This is a genomic window from Porphyromonas sp. C0026D3 (genome assembly GCF_056590775.1).
The window spans coordinates 91346-111225 of sequence record NZ_JBWPWU010000008.1; the positions used below are offsets into that span (position 1 = coordinate 91346).

Sequence of the window (19880 nt, forward strand, 5' to 3'; positions counted from 1 at the left end):
CGGTCGGGGCTGTTTCTCGGAAGAAGTGAGTTGGTCCCACCATATGTACATTCGGTCCCACAGAGTGTACATTTGGGTTGGTTCAAATGTACATTTGGGTTGGCTCAAATGTACATTTGGTTTTTTCATATGTACATTTGGTTTTTTTCAAATGTACATTTGGTTGGGTCCTTCCCCCCATGACCGCTACTTGATCCAGCTGATGAACTCGACATACCAGGCTACCGGCTTGTCACCGACCTTGTGGTCTCGTCGTATGCGGGTCACTCGGAACGTGCCGGTGGCTTCCGAAAACTCTGTCCGTGTCACGCCCATGTCTTTTTGGCGGACCATGGCTGTGCCGTCGGTTGTCTCCAGTCCCAGCCAGCGTGAGGAGTTGTTCCAGGCTACGTCGAGTGTCCAGCCGGGGTAGACGGTGTCGGCTCGGGGGAGTCGGACCTCGGGGTTTTTGGGGTTGACCAGCAGTAGTCGGCAGTCTATGGAGCGGACTTGGATGGGGGTGTCGGCCTCCCATATCGTCCGGACCATGAGCTCCAGGCCGTCGACCCGTAGGTGTTCGAAGTAGCCTCCGTAGTTGCGGTAGTACTTGGGGTCTGCGTACTCACTGGTGGTGCCGGCCACACCTGCGTATTTGGCGAAGATGGCCTCATCTTTCATGTACTGCTCTTCTCGCTCCAGTGTGTTGTTTAGGCTAAACCCTGCGGTTGGTCTCCGTCCGTCTCCGTCGGTGAATTGTACATCTCCTGCAATGGCTGCTCCCCCGGTCGCTCCTAAACTTGGGGGGTATATCGGGCAGCGTGCTCGGTTGGAGGAGACTCCGTCTTTGCCGATGTAGGCTCCTTGGTTGGATCCTCGTCCTCGGTCTATCGAGAGCTCGCCCCGGAGTGCGTCGAGTCGTACCCGGTATTGGTCGGGGGTGGGGTTGTTGGTGATACTGTCGCCTTGGATGGTCCAGGCGCCGAGCTTGGCTTCTCCGTTGTGCTTGAGGTGCATTTCCTCCTCTCCGGTGTCGGCTCCCGAGGTGTCGTACTTGATCCCGGCTCGGAGGATTTTGCCGTCGCCGTTGCTTCCGTCGTAGCCGGAGAGGTAGGCGGTGATGCGGTCTACTTGGTTGGAGAGGGCTATGATCTTGGACAAAATGAGCCCGCCTGCGACCTGCGTGGTGCCTTTTTGGAGGGCGTCGAGGAGGTAGCGGATGTCGGCGAACTTGCTTGCGTCGAGTTTGCCACTCTGCAGCTCCTTGCTTATTTTGTCGAGTGTGGCTATGGCGGTGTTGGCGTTGGACAGCCCGCTCTTGAGCTCCGCCAGCTCTCGTGGGTCCGGGAGGTTGGGTATGTAGAGTGTGTCGCTTGCGACCATCCCCTTGTATTTCGCTGTCGCCATCACCCAAATCCCTTTGGGGGCTTCCTCGCCATTGATTGGCAGGGCTTGCATTTCGAGGTCTTGCTCGTCTGCAGATTTCCAGCCGTCGCCTAGGTTGTAGGTTATTGTGGTGTCTTCGTAGTGAATTTCTTTGTCCGGGTTGTCCACTTCGTCTGTGATCTGTATCTCTTTTCCTCCGTATGTGGGGCGGAGTGTCAGGTACATATCCCCGTTGACTTTCCCTCCTATCACAGTGCCGTCGGTATGCTCTAGCCTCAGGGCGAATGCCGACTTGCCGTCCTCGCCTTTGATCCGGCTCCAGCTGTAGCGCATCGGGTCGGTGCTGTCGGCTTGGGTGGTGTCGGTGTATTGTCCGATGTGTGTCCGCTCGGTGAGTGCGGAGTGCGTGAAGTTGGTGATGGGGTTGCTTTTGTAGAGTGCGCAGGTGTCCACTCGGGCTTGGATGCGGTCTGCGTTTTTGGAGGAAAACTGGAACTGTACGAAGTCGTAGTCGCTCCTGCACCGTACCTGCCATATTCCGCTAAATGTATCTCCCGGGGGGAGTGGTTGGCGGATGCGTCCGTCGAATGCAAAGCCGTTGGTCAGGACCTCCATCGGGGTGTCGCCTACATTGGTGACGCTTGCCACAAACCAGGCCGTGGCTCCTCGTGTGCCGGTGAATCCCATGACACCGCATGGACCGCCTGCTCCTCGCTTGACGGTGTAGATGTTTCCATCTCTCTCAACGGTGCTTTTGTAGCCATTCCACTGTTTTGTTTGGGGGTACTTGTCGCTGTCGAGGTTGATGTCGGCATAGGCGATGTGTAGGTAGGGTGTTTGGCCGTCTCGGCCTAGTGCCTTTACCCCCGTGTCGGTGTACTTGGTGCCGTCCCACTCATGCCAATTGCCGTTGAGTATCTTGGGGGCTTTGCCGTCATCTCCTACACTAGTGCGCCCGGTATCGATGTACTTACCCTGCGATGGGACATAGACCTCCCAAGTCTTTGTTGTTGGATTGATCCGTGGTGGATTGGCGTTGATGGCGTCTATCTCTGCCTGTAGGTCTTCTGGTGCGGGGGTCCAATCGGTGGCGATGGTGCCACGCTCGATTTTGACTACGGGATTTGAGCAAGGGAAACCAATGCGGATATAGGCGGTCTTTGCTGGTGGTGTCAGGGTCTTTGTGTAGCCTGCCGGTCTCTCACTCCAGTCAAACGACCAGCCTATAAACACCTTATCCTTATCGTGGTAATGTATGATCGGTACTGACACCCCACCCTTCTTGAGCTTAAATGTCAGTGGCATTGCTCCGTCCCACTCGTGGTAGGTCGGGTCGTAGGCAAAGTCTTTATACAGCATTACCTTGTAGTCCTTGTCTCCCGGGTTGCCTTTGTTGTAATCTCCAAAAAGATAGCCGGGTATCATCCTTGACATCACGGCGAGGTTGCGCCCGCCGACCTGTATCTCGCCGTCCAGCTCCTTGGCTTTGGAGACTGCGTCGGTGTAGGCTTGCCGGATGGCGGTGAGGTACCGTGTCTTGTCCTGCCAGTGTGCGGGTACAAAGATCTCGGAGGTGGCGGTCGCAAAGAGCAGTGTGCCGGCCTTGATGGGCTTGCCGTCCAGGGTGAGGTTGCTCTCGACTATCCACGTGTCGCCCTCTTCGTACCGGGTTGGTTTGGTTAAGTGCGTGGTGCTTTTGCCGTCCGCTGTGGCTTGCGCCTCCTTTGCTTTGGACAGTGCTTGGCTAATGAGTGTGTCGGCTATCTCCTGCCACTCAAACTTGGTGGTGTACCGCCACGACTTGCCCATGTAGGGGCCCTCCTTGTCAGTAGAGGTGTAGGTGTCCCCGATGTGGCGGGCTTTGTGTGCGTTGGTCGTCCACTCGCTCTCGGGCTTTTTGTCCACGGCAGGTGCGCCGGGGTAAAACCAGTTGGACACCTCGCCGTCTATCTGCTCCTGCTGTTGGTTGAGGGTCTTCAGGATCTCGCCTATCTTGGCGGATACGTCGGCGGTGGTGGTCTTGCTCTCCAGTCGTAGCTTGTCCAGCTCGGAGAGTAGCCCCTTTAGCTCTCGTGTGGCCTTGGCCTCGGCCTGCTCTCTCGCCCGGATGGGTATCTCCTTGTCCAGATAGGCCACTATGCGGTTTCCGCCAACTCTTTGTGCCGTCCCACGCAACTTCTGTAGCTCCTCCACGGTGAGTGTTGCGCCGTCGGGGATCAGTAGCACAGCAGTAGTCAGCGACTGCCTCAGTGCCTCGTGCTTGATCTGCACCGTACACACTTCGGCGGTCTTGATCTCGCCTTTCGGCTTGAGGACAAAAAACCACGGCTGGTCGCTGTAGGGGCGTGTCACCTCAAGGGCGGAGGACTGCTCCCCCACCGACAAACCGGACGACGTCCTGCTTGTCACCTCAAAGCCTGATATGATCACCTGCACATACAGATGTGCAGTGCCGGTGCCCTTGATGATCTCCCCGGATACCGTGTGCTTGAGCTCTGCTGTCGTAGGGTCCAGGGGCGAAACGTACCGCCAAGTGTCGCCGTCAAAGCCGGGGGCAGTGCTCGTGCTTTTCAGTGCCTGCCATACAATACCGGCGTGCACTACTCTATCCCCTCTGTTGTACACCGTGCCGGGGAGATATACCCCCCTGTCGACTGTGAGCTCGGGGGTATCCTCCACTCTTTTAGGGGTGATGCGTTTGCGCGCCAGTCCGCTTGTCTTGTCGTTGATGATGTAGTTATATTTGCGCCTCGCCATACCAATCTGTATCCAATATTTGTTGTAAATCCAGTGTTGCCCGGCTCTCCCGTATGCTGTATCTGCACCCGGTGAGCCAATAACGTCTCTCCCCATAGCTGTACACCTGCCCCTGCGGATCCTCCGCCACAGTCAGCTGTGCTCGCTCCCCTCTCGCCCCATAGAGCTTGAGGATAGCTTCTACCACCACCTCCCAGTGCTGTTTGTTGCCTATCTGCTTGACCCGCATATAGTCTCCTCCCCCCGGTAGGGTATAGGTCCAGGCCGGTATGCTCTCCCAGGTGCTCACGGTTGCTTCGTAGGTGATCTCCTCGGTGACCTCAGGCGAGACATAGGCTTGTAGCTCCAGCTCCTGCTCCTCCCTCTCGGTCTCGCTCGTGATGGAGACTCCCTGCAGCACTAGCCCCCCGGGCTGTACCTCCTTGGTGTCTCCCATGATCTCCCAGTACTGCACCAGCGGTGCACCTAGTTGCTCGTTGACATGGCTCCACCACATCAAGTGCGGAGAGGTGTACTCCAGCAACCAGCCCTTGTGTGTGATCTGGTGCTCGGCCAGGGTGAAAAAGACACCGTCATAGACCTCCACCCGAACACGTGCGTTGAGCAATTTTCCCCCGGGTAATGGTAAGGTAAGTCCCTCGGGTCCACCCTTGTAGTGTCCGTCGCCTTTGCTATCCAGTGCCGATTTGCTGTCGGCTAGGGTCGTGCAGTTTGACGGTGCGACAGAAAAACCACCGTGCCGGTACATGAGTGTTGTCGTTGCCTCTGACCTTGTCCAGCCTGAGCTCCCCCAGTACAGTTTGCTCCCATCCCTGTATTCCAGCGTGATGCGTGCCGGGATATGTAGGAAAAGGTCAATTTTGTCGTGAACTCGGGCGGTAGCAAGGTACTGCCGTTGGTCTTTGCTCAACATAGGTAAAGCATAGTAGGCAAAGGCCGAAACATTGACCCGGTCGGATCCACCTCTCAGGGGTTTGCTCACCTGCTCCATCAGTTTGCGCCCAATGCTCACCGGCTCTCCGTCTTGTTGCGTCTTGGGGATCCAGCCCTTGTAATCTTTGTGCTCTCTGACGAGCAGACCATAGGTGTAGCCCTCACTCTCTGAGGGTGCCAATCCGAATCCTCGTACACCCGGCTCCACCGCCGTAAATGTATGGTCGGAGTTGCCTATGGTCCCCTCTCTGTACTTTGCTCCATCCTCACCCGACTGCTCCTGCGCCGAGACCAGATCTACCACAGCCCCCTTGCTCTCCCAACTGTTGGTTGACGATAGCTTGTAGTTGATCGTGTTGTACACCCTTCCTATAGAGGTGATATTGTCCTCGCCGTAGGTGTAGCGTATCCCTTGGGGGGTGAGCTGTGTATGCCGTAGTGGGCTGTCGAAGCGGATAGCTCCATACTGACGCACTGTGGCACAAAGGGTCTTGGCTACCAGCTCCAATAGGTCGTACTTGCTACAGTCATCGTCCAACAGTCCCGTGTCCACATACTGATCAGATAGCCCGGCTACTGCATGAGCTCCGTCCGTCTTGATAGGCACACCATACGCTCCTACCGTCTTGGACAGTGCCTCACGTATGCTTATGATCCCCTCAGGTGTGTATCGGGACAGCTTGAGAGGCAAAAAGTCGCCAAAGCTCAGCTCCGCCCGGTACCCACGCTCGTAAGGCTCCGGGACCTCCACCCCCTCGACATCCAGATACCCGCCCCACACCGGGAGAGTGTCTCTGCTTATCAAGATCCGAACGGTGTTGGTATCGCTCATCAGTAGCTTGGTGAGATTATCTTTGGCGGTACAGTAGAGGCGCACAATACACCTGGTGGACTGCACGGCGTCTACTATAGGTGTGACACCGTCCGTGATCAGCTCTATTGGCCGATCATGCAGTAGTCGCCACTCCTTGGGTGCGGGGGTGACGTCCGTTATTATCTCAATACTGTAGTGCCGTCCGTTGGCACTCAATAGACTAGTCTGCCACATATCTCTTTATGTCCTACTTGTCCTGCGTCCGTGTTTGGTGAGGACACCTACCAGTTCCTCGCCTCGGATCTTGAACTCCACTCGTCCGCCTGCCCCGCCTCCTGCGTCCGCTCGGTCGATGATCTGTCCCAGGCGGGTCTGCTGTGCTGTGTTGAGTACCAGCTCGCCCGCATTGAGCCTCGCCAATATCTTGTCTCCTGTGTGGCTCGCACCTCTGACCACTCCTCCGGTCGCAAACTTGGGCATATTGGCCATGGCGGCTATCACTCCGGCTATGGCACTCACCGCCATTATCGCCCCCACCACCGGTATGTTGGCCACTGACGCTCCTGCGCCCGTCACTGCGTCCTCGGCTTGAGCTGTTGCCTTGGCCTTGTGTAGTGCTGTTAGGGTCGTTATTGCCGGTATCGCTGTGCCTATGGAGGAGAGTAGCGTACCCACCCACTGTGTTATCGATACTATCGCATTGTCGCTTTCGCCAGCCATGGCGGCTATCGCACTGCCCAGACTGCCAAAGCTGTCCACTAATTGCATATTGGCGTCCAGTACATCACTCAGTCCGTCCTTGTCCATCTCTACCTTGGGTAGCTCCGGCAAACCCTTGATCTCGTACCCACTCCTCATCTCAGCTATGTCTTCCCGCTTTTGGGCTATCTTGGCCTTGATGGCTCGTCGCTTGTCCGCTGTGTCAGCGTTGGAGAGTTGAGCTTGCAACCGCTCTATGTCTTGCTCCAGCCCTCGGATGATCTCCGGGGTCTGTGCCAGCACCGGGCGGATCGGTAGCACTGTGGGCTTCCGTGCCTCTATCAGTCTGCGTCCCTCCTCGCTTATATCCTTGGCAAAGTCCGCACTCATCACCGGAGCTTGTCCCTCACGCTTCCTTGCCACCGCACCGCCTCCCTGTCGGTTGCCCTCCTTGCCCAGTCTGCTCTTGAGCCTGATCAGTGACACTCGGTAGCTGTCTGCCTCTCCCTTTAGTGCCTCGGACTGCTCAAAAAACCGCTTAGCCTTGTCTCGCTCCTCGTCTCCCAGCTTGTTTATCGTCTTGTAGGCGTTGTAGTGGTCGGGGAACCTTTTGCCGATCCGCTCGGCCTTGCGGTTGAGCTCATCTATCTTTGCCTGCGCCTCCTTGGTCAGCGTTTGGGTCGTGATCATGCCTCCTACCGTTGGACTGCTTGTGGTTACTGTCACGGTACCTTTTGCCCTTACCTGCTTAATCTGATCCTCTATGTCAATAAGGGTTTGGACAATCTTTTGATCTCGGGTCTTTGGTGCTCCCTCATGCTCCTGCGTCCACCGGTATAGCTCTATTGACTTGCTGTTGAGCTGTAGGCCGGTGGCTTTGCTCATTTGTTGGGCAAACGCCTCTATGTTCTTGTCCGCCATCCGCTTGTTGTCACGCTCAAACTCGTCCGTCATCCGCTCAAACTCCGCCATTGCCTGCTTGCGCTCCTCCAGAGGTACACTCTCGTCTCGGACTTTGAGTTGCAGTTTTTGATACTCATTGCGCATGCCCGCATGCTTGATCCCAAAGGCCCACTGCATGTCGCCCAGTGTGTCTAATGTGTCGTATAACTGACGCCCCATCTCTATTGACGTGGAGAGCCCGTCTAGGAAGTTGCTCCAGTCACCATCTGCCAAGGTTTGGAAAAAGTGATCCACCCCGGCCGACAACCCCTCGGTGACAGAGGCAAAGGTATCTGAGGTAGACTGTGTGCCCTCCATCGTGCGTTTGAATGCCTCCATAGCCACAGTACCTCCGCCGATGACTGCTCCAAGTGTCCCAAAAGCCCCCTTGAGACTTCCAAGAGTGGCTCCAAACCCTTGACTGCTCTGATTAGTCTTGGAGAGTTGCGCTTTTAGTCGATCCGTCTCCTTGCGCATTGACTGCATGCCGGCTGCAAAGCCCTCGTCATAGGCTTTTATTTTTACCTTGATTTCAGCGTTTGCCATTGTCTCTATCCTTTAATGTGTTGCGTATGTCTGCAATAACCGCACTGTCTTGCGCTCTCATCTCCTCAATATTGACCGGTGGAATCTCGTTGTCGGGGGTGTCCTCCCACTCAAATACGCCCATGTCCTCCGGTGACAAATCTACCTTGCTCCATGGTTGCGCTATCAGTAGGCGCTGCAGTCGTTGCTCACTTCGTAGGTGCATATCCCTATAGACCAGCCCTCGTATCAATATGCGACAAAGCCAGAGCGGGGTGCTATCCATAACCTCGCTCGGGCTGTACCCATTTGCAGTAAGTATCTGCAGTATTTGGGTCATGGTCAGGCTTTTTTTTTGCCCTCTGTATCCTCCTCGGAGATCATGTCGTCGGGGCGTGCGGACTTGGTCAGCCACTCAGTAAACTCCTCCACCGCTCCGGGGTGAGCGTCCAAATAGTCGTACACCTCATCAGCTGTAGGACACTCTCTCGTGCCTCTGCGTACCTCGGGGGCTGTGACCACCGCACTAAGTATCAGGGCTATCATGTCTGTATAGCCATTGAGGGCAAACGGCCTGCCCGTTATACCCTCAAAGGCTACAAACATGCGCAGTGAATACTTGCACTCTATACCCAGTATCTGCATACACTATTATACCTCGGTGCCCTTGGATGGGGTCAGGTTGCCAGAGCCTGTAAATGTAGCAGACAGTGTCGCCTGCCCATCTGACGGTGCGTTGCTCGATACGCTCGTTACCTTGGCTGTGCCATACACTCCTGCGCCGGGCTTCCACGGTGTGGCGGTCAGGCCATCTGCATTGGGGTTGGCTACTATGTGATAGCCTATCAGTACCTCTTTGTCACCCTGCATAGCCTCCAACAGTGAGGTGAGGTTGCTCATGTCGTCGGCCAAGATGTTACTTGTGGACATTGTCCACTCGATACCGGTTAGCTCGGTCAACCCCGACTTAGGAGCGTCCTTGTCCGATAGCTTTTCGGTGGTCGCATTGATTGATACGTCACAACTTGTGGCGTATAGTATGGTGCTCCCCGCCTTGGGTAGCCCCTTGTTATCCAGATTAAGGAATATTCGTACGTCTCTACCTTTTTGCCTTTTCATAACATTATCTTGTAGTTGAGTTCCTGTATGTATTTTTTGTCGTCTATTGCATATCCCTCTACTGCACTGACCAACCTACTACGTAAGTCTCTGTGCATTAGACTGTCCACCTGCTCTGCCAAGTCCACCGCCTCTGCGTAGGTATTGGCTACTACAGACACTCCAACCTGCACCACCTCGGAGTAGCCGTCATCGTCGTACTCTCTCTCGATTGTGTCACGGTTGTACACCGCAAAAGGTGTCGGAGTGTCTATACCGGCATACTGCGGGTGGACATTAGCCCCAAATACTTTGGCCAGCGTCTTGTTTATCTCTCGGCCTATTGTAAGTGCTCTGCTCATCTCTTTGCTCTCTGATCCAGTGCCTGTAAAATCTCCTCGGACATTGAGCGCATAGCCTCTTGTTCATGTGCGCTCACCGCTCGGGCAAAGTAGCCTCCTGCAGTTATGCTACCTCGGTTGTAACCGTTACGTGTGCGCCTCAGCTGTGTACCTAGCTCAAAAAACAAGGCTCTAAAGTCCGTATTTTGGTTGCGGGTCCGCAGTGTGGCTACGGTAAATGGGTTTTTTGTCCTCTGCCAAATGGTCTTGGCGACAATTACCGGCAAAGTACGCACTGCCATTGAGTAGCTACCATGTCGCCTCCTTACGCTATTGGCTCTCAGTCCGACAAGAGATCCGCTCCTACCGTTACCCTGCCCTGAGACTAACCGCTTAAAATTAGCCTTTGTGGCATCTAGTATTGGCTTGCTAGCTCGCTTAGTTGCTGTGCCTACCGCTTTGCGCAAATCGGGTGACGTGAGGTTGCGGACTAGCTCCGTTACCTCGGATATATCGGTGTCTATTTGATTGCCTCGGTTACTCATTAACTCGTTGTGTCGTTACAATCAATCGCCTAGTTTGGCGGTTGTACTCTATGTCCTCAATACTGTACAGTCTGCCTCCATGGCGAATCCTGTCCGTGTAGGCCATTTTTTGGAAAATGTGCAACTCAAACACAACCACTCCGGCCGGAAATGCCTCTGAGGTCGATAGCTCCAGTCTCCCGCTCTTGTGTATTACGTTGGCTCGTGCCTTGCGGTCTACTGCCCAGACTGCGTCCGACCCGCCAAACTCGCTAGGTGTAGCAGTAAGTCGCAGTATCTCCACAACCTCGTTAAGTAGCCCTGCTTTCATCTTGCGTAGTTGCGTATTAGGTTACAAAGACGGTCAAACCCCAGAGGGTGTGCGTTGACACTAGCCCCTATAACAGTGGACTCACGTTGCGCATAGTAGTCCCCAACCAACAACAAAACCGCACGCTTGGCGGTACGTAACGCAGTGCCATCCAGAGAGGAGATGTCTACACAGGCCTGCTCGGAGACTATCCCCTCGCAGTCTGTTATCAGCTCGGATATGTACTCATCATCGTCAACAAAATACTCATCTATGTTGAGGTGCTTTTTTGCGTCAGTGAGCGTTACTATCATAGTGGTATGTGCAAAATATCTGAGTGCTTGAGGGTCACCCCCTCAAACACTCAGCCTAACAACAACAATCAAACCGCTTGGGTCGGCTCCTTAATCGCTCCTATCACTCGTGCATTGTCATCCACAAATCCAGCGTCCCAATATGTATTGAGTACAAAGCGGACAACTCCCTCATGAGCTCTTGTGTATGGGTCTCGGGTGATCTCTAGTCCACCCCAGTTGCCGATAAACAACTTACTCCAGTCTGCAAAGACAAGACCCTCGGCTCCTGCTATTGTACCTACCCCATTTGAGGTCAATACATTGTAGCCCAGAAATGTACCTTGCTTGTAGTCTACAAGTGACCCTAGGTAGTTAATACCCATCGGGGTTGCGCTTAGCATTGCCAGACCTGCCGGTGAGGTGATAAATGCCAGCTTGCCACGTAGTGCGTCATTTGCTCGCAACCCGTTGACAAATGTAGTTGTGAGGTCTTTGAGACTTGCGTCCACCTTGGTCTTGGTCAGATTTGCATTGACAAAAAAGGCCTTTGGTGCATTGGCAATGTCTGCAGTGCCTAGGATCGTGCTCTCTAGTTTTGCCCGGATGGCATTGCGCATTTGATTAGCGATATACTCCTCTACTCCTGCTGTGGACTGATTGAGTAGCTGTACAGACACATCCACCCGGGTAGACAGTCTCTTGGGTGCAAACTCTTTGCTTTCAAAGGTCAAATTTTCTGCTTCCTTGGAGTCGGTCTCGCCTTTCCACTCTGCACCTAGCTTGCTACCTGATATAAACTCAACATTGCCAGACAGTCCGGTCTGTATGGTGGCTCCTGCTTTGGCAAACACCAACTCCTCATTGAGAGGATCTAGCAAAGTTGTTGTCTTACCCACCAACTCCTTGCCACTGCCTGCAGTGGTTGCTGTAACCTCGTTGGCTCGGGTAAGTGGGACTGCAAAACCGCCCAACACCTCGGTTCCTGCCTTGGCAAAATCAGATCTGCCACGCTCGTTAAGGGCCTCCATTTCTGCGGTCATGCGCCCTGTGGCCAGTCCACGTAGCACCTCTACCAATGTCGGTTCCTTGCGCTCCTCTTTGGTGAGGACTACCACGTCACCAAAAGGCTTGCTTGCATTGTTGCGCTTGTCCAACTCAAACGACACCTGCTCAATGTCGTACTTCAGCAACCGTGCCTCAGTCAGCTCCTCCTCAGTCAGCTCTCGCTCCTCAGATAGTTTGCGCAACTCGGCTTGTCTTGCCACTCGCTCGGCTCTTACCTCCATGAGATCGGCCGTCTCCATTCTCTTTAGTTCATCCTTTTTCATAGATACAAAAACGCTTTTCTATTAGTAGTGTTAAGATTTCTATCTTCTCCTTTTTTAATCTTTTCCTTTTCTGACTGCTCCGCCTCGCTCTTCTTTTGCTCCAGGCTCCGGAGTGCTACAGTCGTGTCTCGGTAGGCCGGGTCATATACAGGGCTCACATCGTATAGCTCCTCTATCTTGGTTATTGTGCGGTGGTAACAACTTTCCCCGACATGCTCCCACTTATCCTCCTGCACCGTAAACGCAAAACTACTGCCTGCAATATCTCCCCTGCGGATACCCTCCAGCAACTCATCGCCCAGTGTTGTCTTGGGTGCCTCAAATCGATACTTCAGGCCCTTGTCATCGATTGTCAACTCTAACGTCCCGTTACCTTTGATGGCTCGTGCCAAGATTCCTCGGTCGGGGTTGTGATTGAGCCATGCTTTGACATCTGACCGCTCTATAACGCCGTCAAAGGCCCCACGGTCTATGCTCTCTACAAAATCACCTCCTAAAATCTCGGAGTCTGTCTCAAATAGTGCGGCATACCCCTCCACTACTCGGCTCTCTCCGTCTTGCGCTCGGATATTGAGCGGTGCTGTTTTGTTACTCCTCGTTTCCTTCTCTTTCATTGCTTCCGTTTTTCTTGTTTGTTACTCCTGCGCCTAGGTCTTTGAGCTTTGTCATATTGACTTGTATATAGGCGTCATCTCCTCCCTCTATCTCGTCAAATCCAAAGTTTTCCCGCACCTCGTTAGGCGTTACTGCTCCAATGGTGGCCAGCGACCGATACAAATTGACTTGGGCTGAGGTGTCCCCCCTCTTAAATGCGCTTGTGTCAAACTCTATGCGGTAACTCTTGCGTGCGTTGCGTGGTAATATCTTACGCCACAACTCCAGCTCTATCTTGGTGAGGTATGGACTTAATGTGTCGGTCAAAAAAGCTAGATCAACCGCCTCCACTGTTGAGTAACTTGATTTTGATAGGTCGTGCACCTTGACGGGGGAAACGTTAAAAAAACGGCAGATCTCGGGTACCGAAAAAGCCCTCGTCTGTAGCAGTTGTGCGTCTGCCGGGTTAATGGTGATCTTTTGGTACTGCATACCGGCCTCTAGCACTGCCAATCCTGTTAACCCTGTAGTGGATCTCGCAAAGTTTTCCTCCCACTCTCTGCGTATCTCTTCCCTTTGGCGGTCATTGAGGCGGGTGTTTTCGCTCGTCAGGATACCAAAGCTACCGCCCCCGTTTGTGTAGTAGTTGCTGACCTCCTGCTCAACCTTTGTGGCTAGGTTTAGCGCACTAGCCGCATATGCCAAAGTACTAACCCCTTTAATACCGTCGTCAGAAAAATTGCGCACATGTACAATATCCCCTGGGGCGACTTGCTCGTCTAGTCGTGCATTGTAATACCCAGCTACCTTTGTCGCCGTCTTGTCTAGTAGGATGGTTACGTCATTGGCGTTCCACAACTCCAACTCCGCTCCATAGCCCGTATAGCTGTTGCGCACAACTCTTGCATATCCATTGCCCTCTAGGAGTGTGGAGATAACCAAGGCCTTAACAAAATCAAACCGGGTCAGATTTTCGTTGGGGGTAAAATTGAGCATATAATACAGATCATCCTGCTCTGCCCTTACTCTCCGTCCAGCTCTTTTGTCTACTTTGTAGGGTACAATCGGTAGCTTGGCAATTGCACTGCTGATTACGTCTACACAAGCAAATACCGCACTTAACCCCATTGCAGAGGTCGGCTCTGTCGTGCTCGGGGCTGTGTACATGGTTACCGGCAGAGACCCATATCGGCTCCTGCGCTCCTCGTTGCGGTCTGCTGTAAATAGTCGCTGTATCTTATCTAGTATTGCCATTAGTGCTACTCCTTTTACCTATTGGTAAAAAGTGTAGACCGTTTGTTTGTTTTAGATACACATCCTTATTCCTCTGTCTATATCCGTTGCCAAAAAATGTGGATCGTTTGTAAGGTTCGGCCTCTGTGCCCTCCTAAACGTCCAAACAAAAAAAAGGAGCCACCCATGTACTGGGTAGCTCCCTAATTGGTTTTCCGCTTTTTGACTACATCTTGAGTATCACCTCCGTCTGCATTGCCTTGGCTATTGCCTGCAAAGTCTTGAGGGCCGTATCGGTTTTACCTCGCATGGCGTTACTGACGATATTTGGAGATATGCCGGTAGCCTCAGCTATATCATTTTGCGACAGATCCAGACATGCCAATTGTAGACGTAGTGCAGTGGGTATATCTGCATCTATCTCACCCACTGGCGAATCGTACAGCACTAGAGGACGGTCTAGTGCCTTGCTTATTGCTACCAGCGTAGAGAGTCTAGTAGCTTCCGTGATGCCTCCAGTCAGCGACCCTCTAGATATATTAGCTCGCCTTGCTAGCTCACTGTATGTTAGTCCACAGTTGCGTACTTGGTCGGTAATGTCCTCGTCCCACTCACGTACCACCTTGTACAGTGGTGACTCTATGGGTAGACTTGCATTAGCTACAGGTAGTCCTTGCCCATCCACCCACACTGCCTGCCCATGACTAGCTGCAGGGTGGTGTCGGATGGCGTAGCACTCTATGATGGTCCCCCCCAACATTTGTATTTCTGCTCGTCTCATATTGCTGTTTTTTTTTGCTTGTTGTATCTCCTCTGCGGTCATTTTGGCTCTGCTTGCTTGGCTATCACCACACGTTGATGGGAGTATCCAAATCCTTAATCTTGTACTGCTAGTTGGAAGTGTAGACCGGTGCGCTCCTCTAGCTCACCAGTCAACCGATCAAGCTCCTCTGCTACCCTTACATCGTTTGCTTGATCATCGCCAACCTCGAATGGATATGCCCAGTAGCCACTAACTCGACCCCAGCGGAAACCCAACTCTTTGAGAGTGTCCTTAATCTCATAGCTCATCCTTGTGTGGGCTACCAGATATGGAGTTCCGTTGTGCTCCTCCATCCTGAGGACATGTGGCTGAGACTTTTTGTAGCACTCGCTGCACTTGCCCTCTTTCTCCAGCCACTCTATCTTGCGGTAGCGCTCTTTGTGCGGTCCGTATAGTTCGATAGTTTCTGTGTGTCCGCAAGCGTAATGTACTTCATATTTAGCCATGGTCGTTTTTTGTTTTATGTTGTTGTTATTTTTTATTTGTGTCATATCTCTCTCTTGACATTACAAAGGTACGAAATATATTTATACTGTACAAGTATTTGGCGAATTATTTTCGTCATTTTATGGGAAGCAACTGACTAACAAACAGTTAGCTGTAAAAAAGTACCCGGCACGTAACCAATACGCACCGGATCTGTCAATCCACAAATAAAAATACTACTATATATCTCTTAGTAGATAGACACCCAAGGCCTCTAGCATGGCTATTACACCGTCTATCTTTTTGAGCTTGCTACTCTTGTCGGGTTTGGCGTTGCCGTTGTGGTCGATCCGTAGATCAACGTTGCTAAAGCAATATCGGGTTATCGGGTTGTTGTCTATCAATGCCTTGCCACTTAGGATCAGTCGCTCCAGCTCTTTGGTCGGTCGGTTGAAGTTGCCGATACTCTGCGAAAAGGGCACCATCGGCAGTGCGCTGTTGGTCGCACTTGTGGCAAACTGTGTGGCGTTCCAGCTGTCGTAACCCACCGCCTGTAGTTGGGTTTTGCTGTCCTGCTCCAGTATGTCACGCAGTATATACTCGTAATCAACCACGTTGCCGGGGGTTAGTCGTAGGTGCCCCCTACGAACCCACTCCCGATACTGCACCGCCAACTCACTCTCCGCCACACTCTCACTCGGTAGGTAATAGTCCGTGCGAAAATAGTACTTGTCGTGGTCTCTATCCACCGCCAAATAGCTAACGGCCGTAAGGTCTGTTGTGCTCGACAAGTCCACTCCGCAATATATATCCGGATAGCGGGGGTCGTAGTGGTCGGAGATAACAACCTCTCCCAATGTCTTTTTGAGTGCTTGGCTCGGAATCCACGTCTCCCGACTGTCCATCCATTGGTTGAATGTCTTTGTGCGGATACCCACCTCCAGGCTTGGCGACTGCTCCGCCTTGGTAACCTGTACACGCAAAAACCTAGGATTGACACTCACCCCTAGGTTGGGTGTACACTTTAGCCAGTTGCCCTCGTCACGCCAGTCATCATCGGTGTCCATGGTGTAGACAAACGCCCACAAAGTGTCGTCTTTGCTAGCCCCGCTGAGGACATCTAGGCACATCTCTCTGTACTGATAACACGGTAAGTTTTTGTCAAAGCCAGCTGTTGTGATAATCACCTCTAGTGGGTTTTGGCGGTTGGCCTGTGACGACTGCAGTACGTCCTTTACTTGGGTGTCCTTGGCAGCGTGGTACTCGTCAATCAGATACATGCTCGCATTGTAGCCGTCCAGCCGGGATACATCGGTGGCAAAAACGTTCATTTTGCTGTCCGTCTCGTCAAAAAAAAGCTCCTTGCGCAAGGCCCTGAACCGCTTACGCTTGTTAGTGTTGAGTCCTGTCGCATACTTGCTTGCAAAGTCAAAAGCAATGCTTGCCTGCTCCCTACTGTTAGCCACCAAGTCTACCTCGGCTCCATGCACTCCGTCGGCCACCAAGTGATACAGACAGAGGCCGGCCGCAAAGGCTGTCTTACCGTTTTTGCGACTGACCTCGATATATACGTTATTGCAAGCCCGTATATCCGTGCCTCTGTGGTAAAAGCCATAGACACACGCAACTATAAATTCCTGCCACGGCTCCAGGGTAAAGGGTCGCCCGGCATACCGATCCTTGAAATGCTTGAGTATGCCAAAAAAGCGAACCACCCTGTCTACCGCCTCCGGACGAAACTCTAAATCCTCTCGCTCCAGCCATGTCCTGTACCTTGCCACCGCTTGGCGGATGGGCTCGCCTGACGGTATAGCCCCACTCAATATGTCCGCTACATATTTGTTGTACCCCGTCACGACAAAAACTCGGCTAAGTGGTCCTCGTCTGCGTCACTCTGCACCACCGGTAGGTTGCTCCTGCTCTTGATGGTTAGTCCTAGCTCTTTCATCACGGCCACACATTGATTAAATGCTTGGTGACGGACATTGACTGCCGGGTGCGGTTTGAGTTCTCCGTAGCGGTTGGTGGCGGTCACTCCCTCTTTGCGGACTTGCTCGTCACTCTGACAATACAGATTGTATGAGCCACAGAGTAAATCTATAGCCCCCAAGTCTATGCTCTCCACGGCCTCTGTGGCGTTGAGCTTGTCCATCACCAATGCTACAAACTGACGACACCTTGCATGAGTATGTGGGGGACAAGTGTACTCGACTACCCCCACTTTTTTGTCCTGTTTTGTCTTGACTTTCTGCTGTTTAGCTCCCATTTTCTGTAGCTTATTCCGTAATTATCTGACTTTCAAAAGTTTGAAAAACACTTTCGGCGTAAATTGGACTGGGGGTGGGGTTAGCAACCACCCCCTCCCAATCTTTTTTACACCCCCCTTCCCCCTGTGGTGGGGTGGGTACCTGCTCGCTCTTGTTGCTCTCTAGCGTGGTGAGCTCCGTGGCACTGCTTGCAAATACTCTCCAAGTTGTCGTAGTCGTAGGCCAAAGCGGTAGCCTCGTCCTTGTCTACGTAGTCCGCAAAGCTGATCTTATGGTGCACCTCGTCTGCCGGGGTGATCTTGCCTTGCCTCAAACACTCCTCGCAGAGTGGTTGATCCCGTAGCTTTTGGTCTCGCAGTCGCCTCCAGCGTTGAGTGTTGTATACCCTGCGCCGTCTCTTGTGTGCCTCTGCGTTGACAGTGTGTCGGGGTCGTCTTTGCCTTTTTGGCTTATATATCCATGCCATAGCTTGTCTCCTCTGTTGTGTACTCGATGAGCTTGTTATCCTCGATGCGATTACCCTTGCGCAGTGCGTTGTACCTCGCACGCACCACGGGTAGTAGGTTGTCGGTGGTTAGCTCACAGTCACTCACACACACTTGTATAAGTGCTGTGTGTAGGTCATCCTCCTGCGTCCGTGCATTGACCACCACTCGAACACTGCTACCTATCAGGGTCTCTCGTATCACGTGGTAGTGTGATGCTATGAGTTGCCACCGCTCTCGCTCTCTCTCTATATCTGCTCTTGATAGCTCCTGTCTCATCGTAGATCTCTGCCAAAAAACGCTCTACCCCTTTGCGCATTATCGTAGACTGATTTAGCCCCAGCACCTCCGATACCTCCTTGACTTGTAGATATGTGTACTCGCTCAGTCGTAACTTGACGACCTGCGACTTCTTGTCCTTTTTCATAGCTCCAGCTCGTCCTTGACTGCTTGTATCACTGCATTCTGTGTCCTGTCCTTGCCTGCCAGCACCTGTAGTATCCGCTCGTCTATGGTGCCTTTGGCTACTAGGTGGTATATCTGTACTTGCTCCTTTTGCCCCTGTCGGTGCAGTCGTGCGTTGTACTGTTGATAGAGCTCAAGTGACCATGTGAGGCTATACCATATGATCGTATGACCTCCACTCTGTAGGTTGAGCCCGTGGCCGATACTTGCCGGGTGACCGATACCCACTCGCAATTTCCCCGCCTGCCACAGGTGCATGCTCTCTGCTGTGTCCAGCACCGCCACTCCGTCAGTACCCTGTAGCGCACCTAGTATCCGTTCTTTGTCGTGCTTGTACTCGTAGGCTATCAGTACCGGACTGTCCGCAAACTCGATGAGCTCCAGCAGTGCATCAAGTTTGGCTCGGTGTATCTCTCTGTAGTGATCGCCATCCACATACACCGCTCCGCTTGCAAATTGCCTCAGTCTACCTGCCAGCACCCCTGCACTGTCTGCTGTGAGTACGCCGTCCGGTAGCTCGAGTATCATATCTCGTTTGTATCGCTTGTACTCCTCTAGTGTCTTGGAGGGGAGTGTAACGGGTATGTCTATGTAGTTGGCGGAGGGGAGGTCGTCCAGCTCACCTCGGGTCATGCTCATTACTATGTCACTTACCGCTGAGGTGATCTCCTCTAGTGCATTTGGTCGTGGTATCCACTCATACACTACGTAACCTCTGCTCATGCCGGGGCGGAACCAGCGTTGACGGTAGCTTGTCAGGGTCTTGCCTAGTCGCTCCCCTTGGTCCAGCAAGTAGACTTGGCTCCATAGATCCATCAGACTGTTGGGTGTCGGGGTGCCGGTCAGTCCCACTACTCGGACTGTGGCGGGGAGTTTGCGTCGGAGAGCCCGAAACCTCTTAGAGGTCGGGTTTTTGAAGCTCGACAACTCATCGATAACGCACATGTCAAAGTCCCATCTATAGTTATCGCAGAGCCACTGCACACAATCACGGTTTATCGTGTATATATCTGCTTTTGCTCGCAGTGCCCGTGTGCGCTCCTTTGCTGTGCCTACCGCCACTGATACCGTCAACCCTTGTAGGTGTGCCCACTTTTGTACCTCGTCCGCCCAAGTGTCCCTAGCCACTCTCAACGGGGCTATCACCAGCACCTTGCGTACCTCAAAGTCGTAGTACATCAAATCCGCAATGGCTGTCAATGTGCTTGCTGTCTTGCCCAGCCCCATGCCAAGGAATAGCCCGCACTGTCTGTGGTCCTTGATGTACTGCACTGCCCGCACTTGGTACGGGTGTAGATCGTCCCTTGTCAGCATATCATTGTTGACTTGGCGAACTCGACTACCTCCTGTACACCCTCGTAGCTATCTACAACAAAGCACTGGAAGCCCAGTTTCCGTAGCTGTCTGTGTCTGTAGTCTTGGATCAGTTTTGGCTTTTCTCCCGGTGCTTTGAGTTCCACCCATACCGCTACTCCACCTGGTATCAGTACCAGTCTGTCGGGCATACCGACTGTGTGCAGTGGTACGTATTTCAGCGCCATACAACCTATCTTACTGAGCTCAAACACCAGCTTTTCTTCTATTTCCTTCTCTCTCTTCATCGTCTTGTCTTGCCTTGTCTTGCCTTGTCTTGTTTTTCTTGTTTTCTTTGTCTTGTT

General features: G+C 52.9%; 22 protein-coding genes. All 22 read right to left on the minus strand.

Going from position 1 to position 19880, the window contains the following annotated elements:
• Positions 1–186: 186 nt before the first annotated feature.
• The 22 genes from AC1EK1_RS07615 to AC1EK1_RS07720 all read right to left on the minus strand — a co-directional run bounded on the left by AC1EK1_RS07615 (position 187) and on the right by AC1EK1_RS07720 (position 19823).
• On the minus strand, positions 187–4119 hold the full coding sequence (locus AC1EK1_RS07615) for a hypothetical protein (protein WP_480306559.1): 3933 nt from the start codon (positions 4117–4119) through the stop codon (positions 187–189).
• Positions 4100–6100 carry a hypothetical protein gene (locus AC1EK1_RS07620; protein ID WP_480306560.1) on the minus strand — a complete coding sequence of 667 codons (2001 nt, stop codon included), beginning with the start codon at positions 6098–6100 and terminating at the stop codon, positions 4100–4102. The genes AC1EK1_RS07615 and AC1EK1_RS07620 overlap by 20 nt, the downstream gene beginning before the upstream one ends.
• Before the next feature lie 6 nt (positions 6101–6106).
• On the minus strand, positions 6107–8053 hold the full coding sequence (locus AC1EK1_RS07625) for a hypothetical protein (RefSeq protein ID WP_480306561.1): 1947 nt from the start codon (positions 8051–8053) through the stop codon (positions 6107–6109).
• A complete protein-coding gene (locus AC1EK1_RS07630) occupies positions 8040–8372 on the minus strand; it encodes a hypothetical protein (RefSeq protein ID WP_480306562.1) in 333 nt (110 codons plus the stop codon). Before AC1EK1_RS07630 ends, AC1EK1_RS07625 begins: the two co-directional genes overlap by 14 nt.
• Positions 8373–8374: 2 nt before the next feature.
• A complete protein-coding gene (locus AC1EK1_RS07635) occupies positions 8375–8677 on the minus strand; it encodes a hypothetical protein (RefSeq protein WP_480306563.1) in 303 nt (100 codons plus the stop codon).
• A gap of 6 nt (positions 8678–8683) precedes the next feature.
• Positions 8684–9151, minus strand: a complete 468-nt coding sequence (locus tag AC1EK1_RS07640; protein ID WP_480306564.1) for a phage tail tube protein — start codon at positions 9149–9151, stop codon at positions 8684–8686.
• Positions 9148–9492: a tail completion protein gp17 gene (gene gp17 / locus AC1EK1_RS07645; RefSeq protein WP_480306565.1), complete on the minus strand. Its 345-nt coding sequence runs from the start codon at positions 9490–9492 to the stop codon at positions 9148–9150. The genes AC1EK1_RS07640 and gp17 overlap by 4 nt, the downstream gene beginning before the upstream one ends.
• Positions 9489–10016, minus strand: a complete 528-nt coding sequence (locus AC1EK1_RS07650; RefSeq protein WP_480306566.1) for a hypothetical protein — start codon at positions 10014–10016, stop codon at positions 9489–9491. The genes gp17 and AC1EK1_RS07650 overlap by 4 nt, the downstream gene beginning before the upstream one ends.
• On the minus strand, positions 10009–10326 hold the full coding sequence (locus AC1EK1_RS07655) for a phage head completion protein (protein WP_480306567.1): 318 nt from the start codon (positions 10324–10326) through the stop codon (positions 10009–10011). Before AC1EK1_RS07655 ends, AC1EK1_RS07650 begins: the two co-directional genes overlap by 8 nt.
• Positions 10323–10619, minus strand: coding sequence for a head-tail connector protein (locus tag AC1EK1_RS07660; protein ID WP_480306569.1), 297 nt, complete (start codon positions 10617–10619; stop codon positions 10323–10325). Before AC1EK1_RS07660 ends, AC1EK1_RS07655 begins: the two co-directional genes overlap by 4 nt.
• A 68-nt stretch (positions 10620–10687) precedes the next feature.
• A complete protein-coding gene (locus tag AC1EK1_RS07665) occupies positions 10688–11929 on the minus strand; it encodes a phage major capsid protein (RefSeq protein ID WP_480306571.1) in 1242 nt (413 codons plus the stop codon).
• Entirely contained in the window at positions 11926–12543 is a 618-nt protein-coding gene (locus AC1EK1_RS07670) for an HK97 family phage prohead protease (protein ID WP_480306572.1), read from the minus strand. Before AC1EK1_RS07670 ends, AC1EK1_RS07665 begins: the two co-directional genes overlap by 4 nt.
• Positions 12518–13777 (minus strand): phage portal protein, encoded by a 1260-nt coding sequence (locus AC1EK1_RS07675; protein ID WP_480306573.1) that lies wholly within the window; start codon positions 13775–13777, stop codon positions 12518–12520. Before AC1EK1_RS07675 ends, AC1EK1_RS07670 begins: the two co-directional genes overlap by 26 nt.
• A gap of 205 nt (positions 13778–13982) precedes the next feature.
• The gene (locus AC1EK1_RS07680; RefSeq protein WP_480306574.1) at positions 13983–14537 is read right to left on the minus strand and encodes a helix-turn-helix domain-containing protein; all 555 of its coding nucleotides are present in this window, start codon (positions 14535–14537) and stop codon (positions 13983–13985) included.
• A gap of 95 nt (positions 14538–14632) precedes the next feature.
• Entirely contained in the window at positions 14633–15070 is a 438-nt protein-coding gene (locus tag AC1EK1_RS07685; RefSeq protein ID WP_480307282.1) for a hypothetical protein, read from the minus strand.
• A gap of 174 nt (positions 15071–15244) precedes the next feature.
• Positions 15245–16861, minus strand: a complete 1617-nt coding sequence (locus tag AC1EK1_RS07690; RefSeq protein ID WP_480306577.1) for a terminase large subunit — start codon at positions 16859–16861, stop codon at positions 15245–15247.
• On the minus strand, positions 16858–17271 hold the full coding sequence (locus tag AC1EK1_RS07695) for a phage terminase small subunit P27 family (RefSeq protein ID WP_480306578.1): 414 nt from the start codon (positions 17269–17271) through the stop codon (positions 16858–16860). The genes AC1EK1_RS07690 and AC1EK1_RS07695 overlap by 4 nt, the downstream gene beginning before the upstream one ends.
• Before the next feature lie 107 nt (positions 17272–17378).
• A complete protein-coding gene (locus AC1EK1_RS07700; protein ID WP_480306579.1) occupies positions 17379–17738 on the minus strand; it encodes an HNH endonuclease signature motif containing protein in 360 nt (119 codons plus the stop codon).
• Positions 17722–17961: a hypothetical protein gene (locus AC1EK1_RS07705; RefSeq protein WP_480306580.1), complete on the minus strand. Its 240-nt coding sequence runs from the start codon at positions 17959–17961 to the stop codon at positions 17722–17724. The genes AC1EK1_RS07700 and AC1EK1_RS07705 overlap by 17 nt, the downstream gene beginning before the upstream one ends.
• Positions 17936–18184 carry a hypothetical protein gene (locus AC1EK1_RS07710; RefSeq protein ID WP_480306581.1) on the minus strand — a complete coding sequence of 83 codons (249 nt, stop codon included), beginning with the start codon at positions 18182–18184 and terminating at the stop codon, positions 17936–17938. The genes AC1EK1_RS07705 and AC1EK1_RS07710 overlap by 26 nt, the downstream gene beginning before the upstream one ends.
• A complete protein-coding gene (locus AC1EK1_RS07715) occupies positions 18181–19536 on the minus strand; it encodes an SNF2-related protein (protein WP_480306582.1) in 1356 nt (451 codons plus the stop codon). The genes AC1EK1_RS07710 and AC1EK1_RS07715 overlap by 4 nt, the downstream gene beginning before the upstream one ends.
• Entirely contained in the window at positions 19530–19823 is a 294-nt protein-coding gene (locus AC1EK1_RS07720) for a VRR-NUC domain-containing protein (RefSeq protein ID WP_480306583.1), read from the minus strand. The genes AC1EK1_RS07715 and AC1EK1_RS07720 overlap by 7 nt, the downstream gene beginning before the upstream one ends.
• Positions 19824–19880 lie beyond the last annotated feature (57 nt).

Bases quoted from the DNA above. Each gene is read 5' to 3' on its own strand.
- AC1EK1_RS07680 (WP_480306574.1), bottom strand. From the start codon at position 14,537: ATGAGACGAGCAGAAATACAAATGTTGGGGGGGACCATCATAGAGTGC.
- AC1EK1_RS07720 (WP_480306583.1), bottom strand. From the start codon at position 19,823: ATGAAGAGAGAGAAGGAAATAGAAGAAAAGCTGGTGTTTGAGCTCAGT.
- AC1EK1_RS07615 (WP_480306559.1), bottom strand. From the start codon at position 4,119: ATGGCGAGGCGCAAATATAACTACATCATCAACGACAAGACAAGCGGA.
- AC1EK1_RS07670 (WP_480306572.1), bottom strand. From the start codon at position 12,543: ATGAAAGAGAAGGAAACGAGGAGTAACAAAACAGCACCGCTCAATATC.
- AC1EK1_RS07655 (WP_480306567.1), bottom strand. From the start codon at position 10,326: ATGAAAGCAGGGCTACTTAACGAGGTTGTGGAGATACTGCGACTTACT.
- AC1EK1_RS07620 (WP_480306560.1), bottom strand. From the start codon at position 6,100: ATGTGGCAGACTAGTCTATTGAGTGCCAACGGACGGCACTACAGTATT.
- AC1EK1_RS07630 (WP_480306562.1), bottom strand. From the start codon at position 8,372: ATGACCCAAATACTGCAGATACTTACTGCAAATGGGTACAGCCCGAGC.
- AC1EK1_RS07685 (WP_480307282.1), bottom strand. From the start codon at position 15,070: ATGACACAAATAAAAAATAACAACAACATAAAACAAAAAACGACCATG.
- AC1EK1_RS07665 (WP_480306571.1), bottom strand. From the start codon at position 11,929: ATGAAAAAGGATGAACTAAAGAGAATGGAGACGGCCGATCTCATGGAG.
- AC1EK1_RS07715 (WP_480306582.1), bottom strand. From the start codon at position 19,536: ATGCTGACAAGGGACGATCTACACCCGTACCAAGTGCGGGCAGTGCAG.
- AC1EK1_RS07635 (WP_480306563.1), bottom strand. From the start codon at position 8,677: ATGCAGATACTGGGTATAGAGTGCAAGTATTCACTGCGCATGTTTGTA.
- AC1EK1_RS07675 (WP_480306573.1), bottom strand. From the start codon at position 13,777: ATGGCAATACTAGATAAGATACAGCGACTATTTACAGCAGACCGCAAC.
- AC1EK1_RS07700 (WP_480306579.1), bottom strand. From the start codon at position 17,738: ATGGCATGGATATATAAGCCAAAAAGGCAAAGACGACCCCGACACACT.
- AC1EK1_RS07625 (WP_480306561.1), bottom strand. From the start codon at position 8,053: ATGGCAAACGCTGAAATCAAGGTAAAAATAAAAGCCTATGACGAGGGC.
- AC1EK1_RS07650 (WP_480306566.1), bottom strand. From the start codon at position 10,016: ATGAGTAACCGAGGCAATCAAATAGACACCGATATATCCGAGGTAACG.
- AC1EK1_RS07695 (WP_480306578.1), bottom strand. From the start codon at position 17,271: ATGGGAGCTAAACAGCAGAAAGTCAAGACAAAACAGGACAAAAAAGTG.
- AC1EK1_RS07710 (WP_480306581.1), bottom strand. From the start codon at position 18,184: ATGAAAAAGGACAAGAAGTCGCAGGTCGTCAAGTTACGACTGAGCGAG.
- gp17 (WP_480306565.1), bottom strand. From the start codon at position 9,492: ATGAGCAGAGCACTTACAATAGGCCGAGAGATAAACAAGACGCTGGCC.
- AC1EK1_RS07640 (WP_480306564.1), bottom strand. From the start codon at position 9,151: ATGAAAAGGCAAAAAGGTAGAGACGTACGAATATTCCTTAATCTGGAT.
- AC1EK1_RS07660 (WP_480306569.1), bottom strand. From the start codon at position 10,619: ATGATAGTAACGCTCACTGACGCAAAAAAGCACCTCAACATAGATGAG.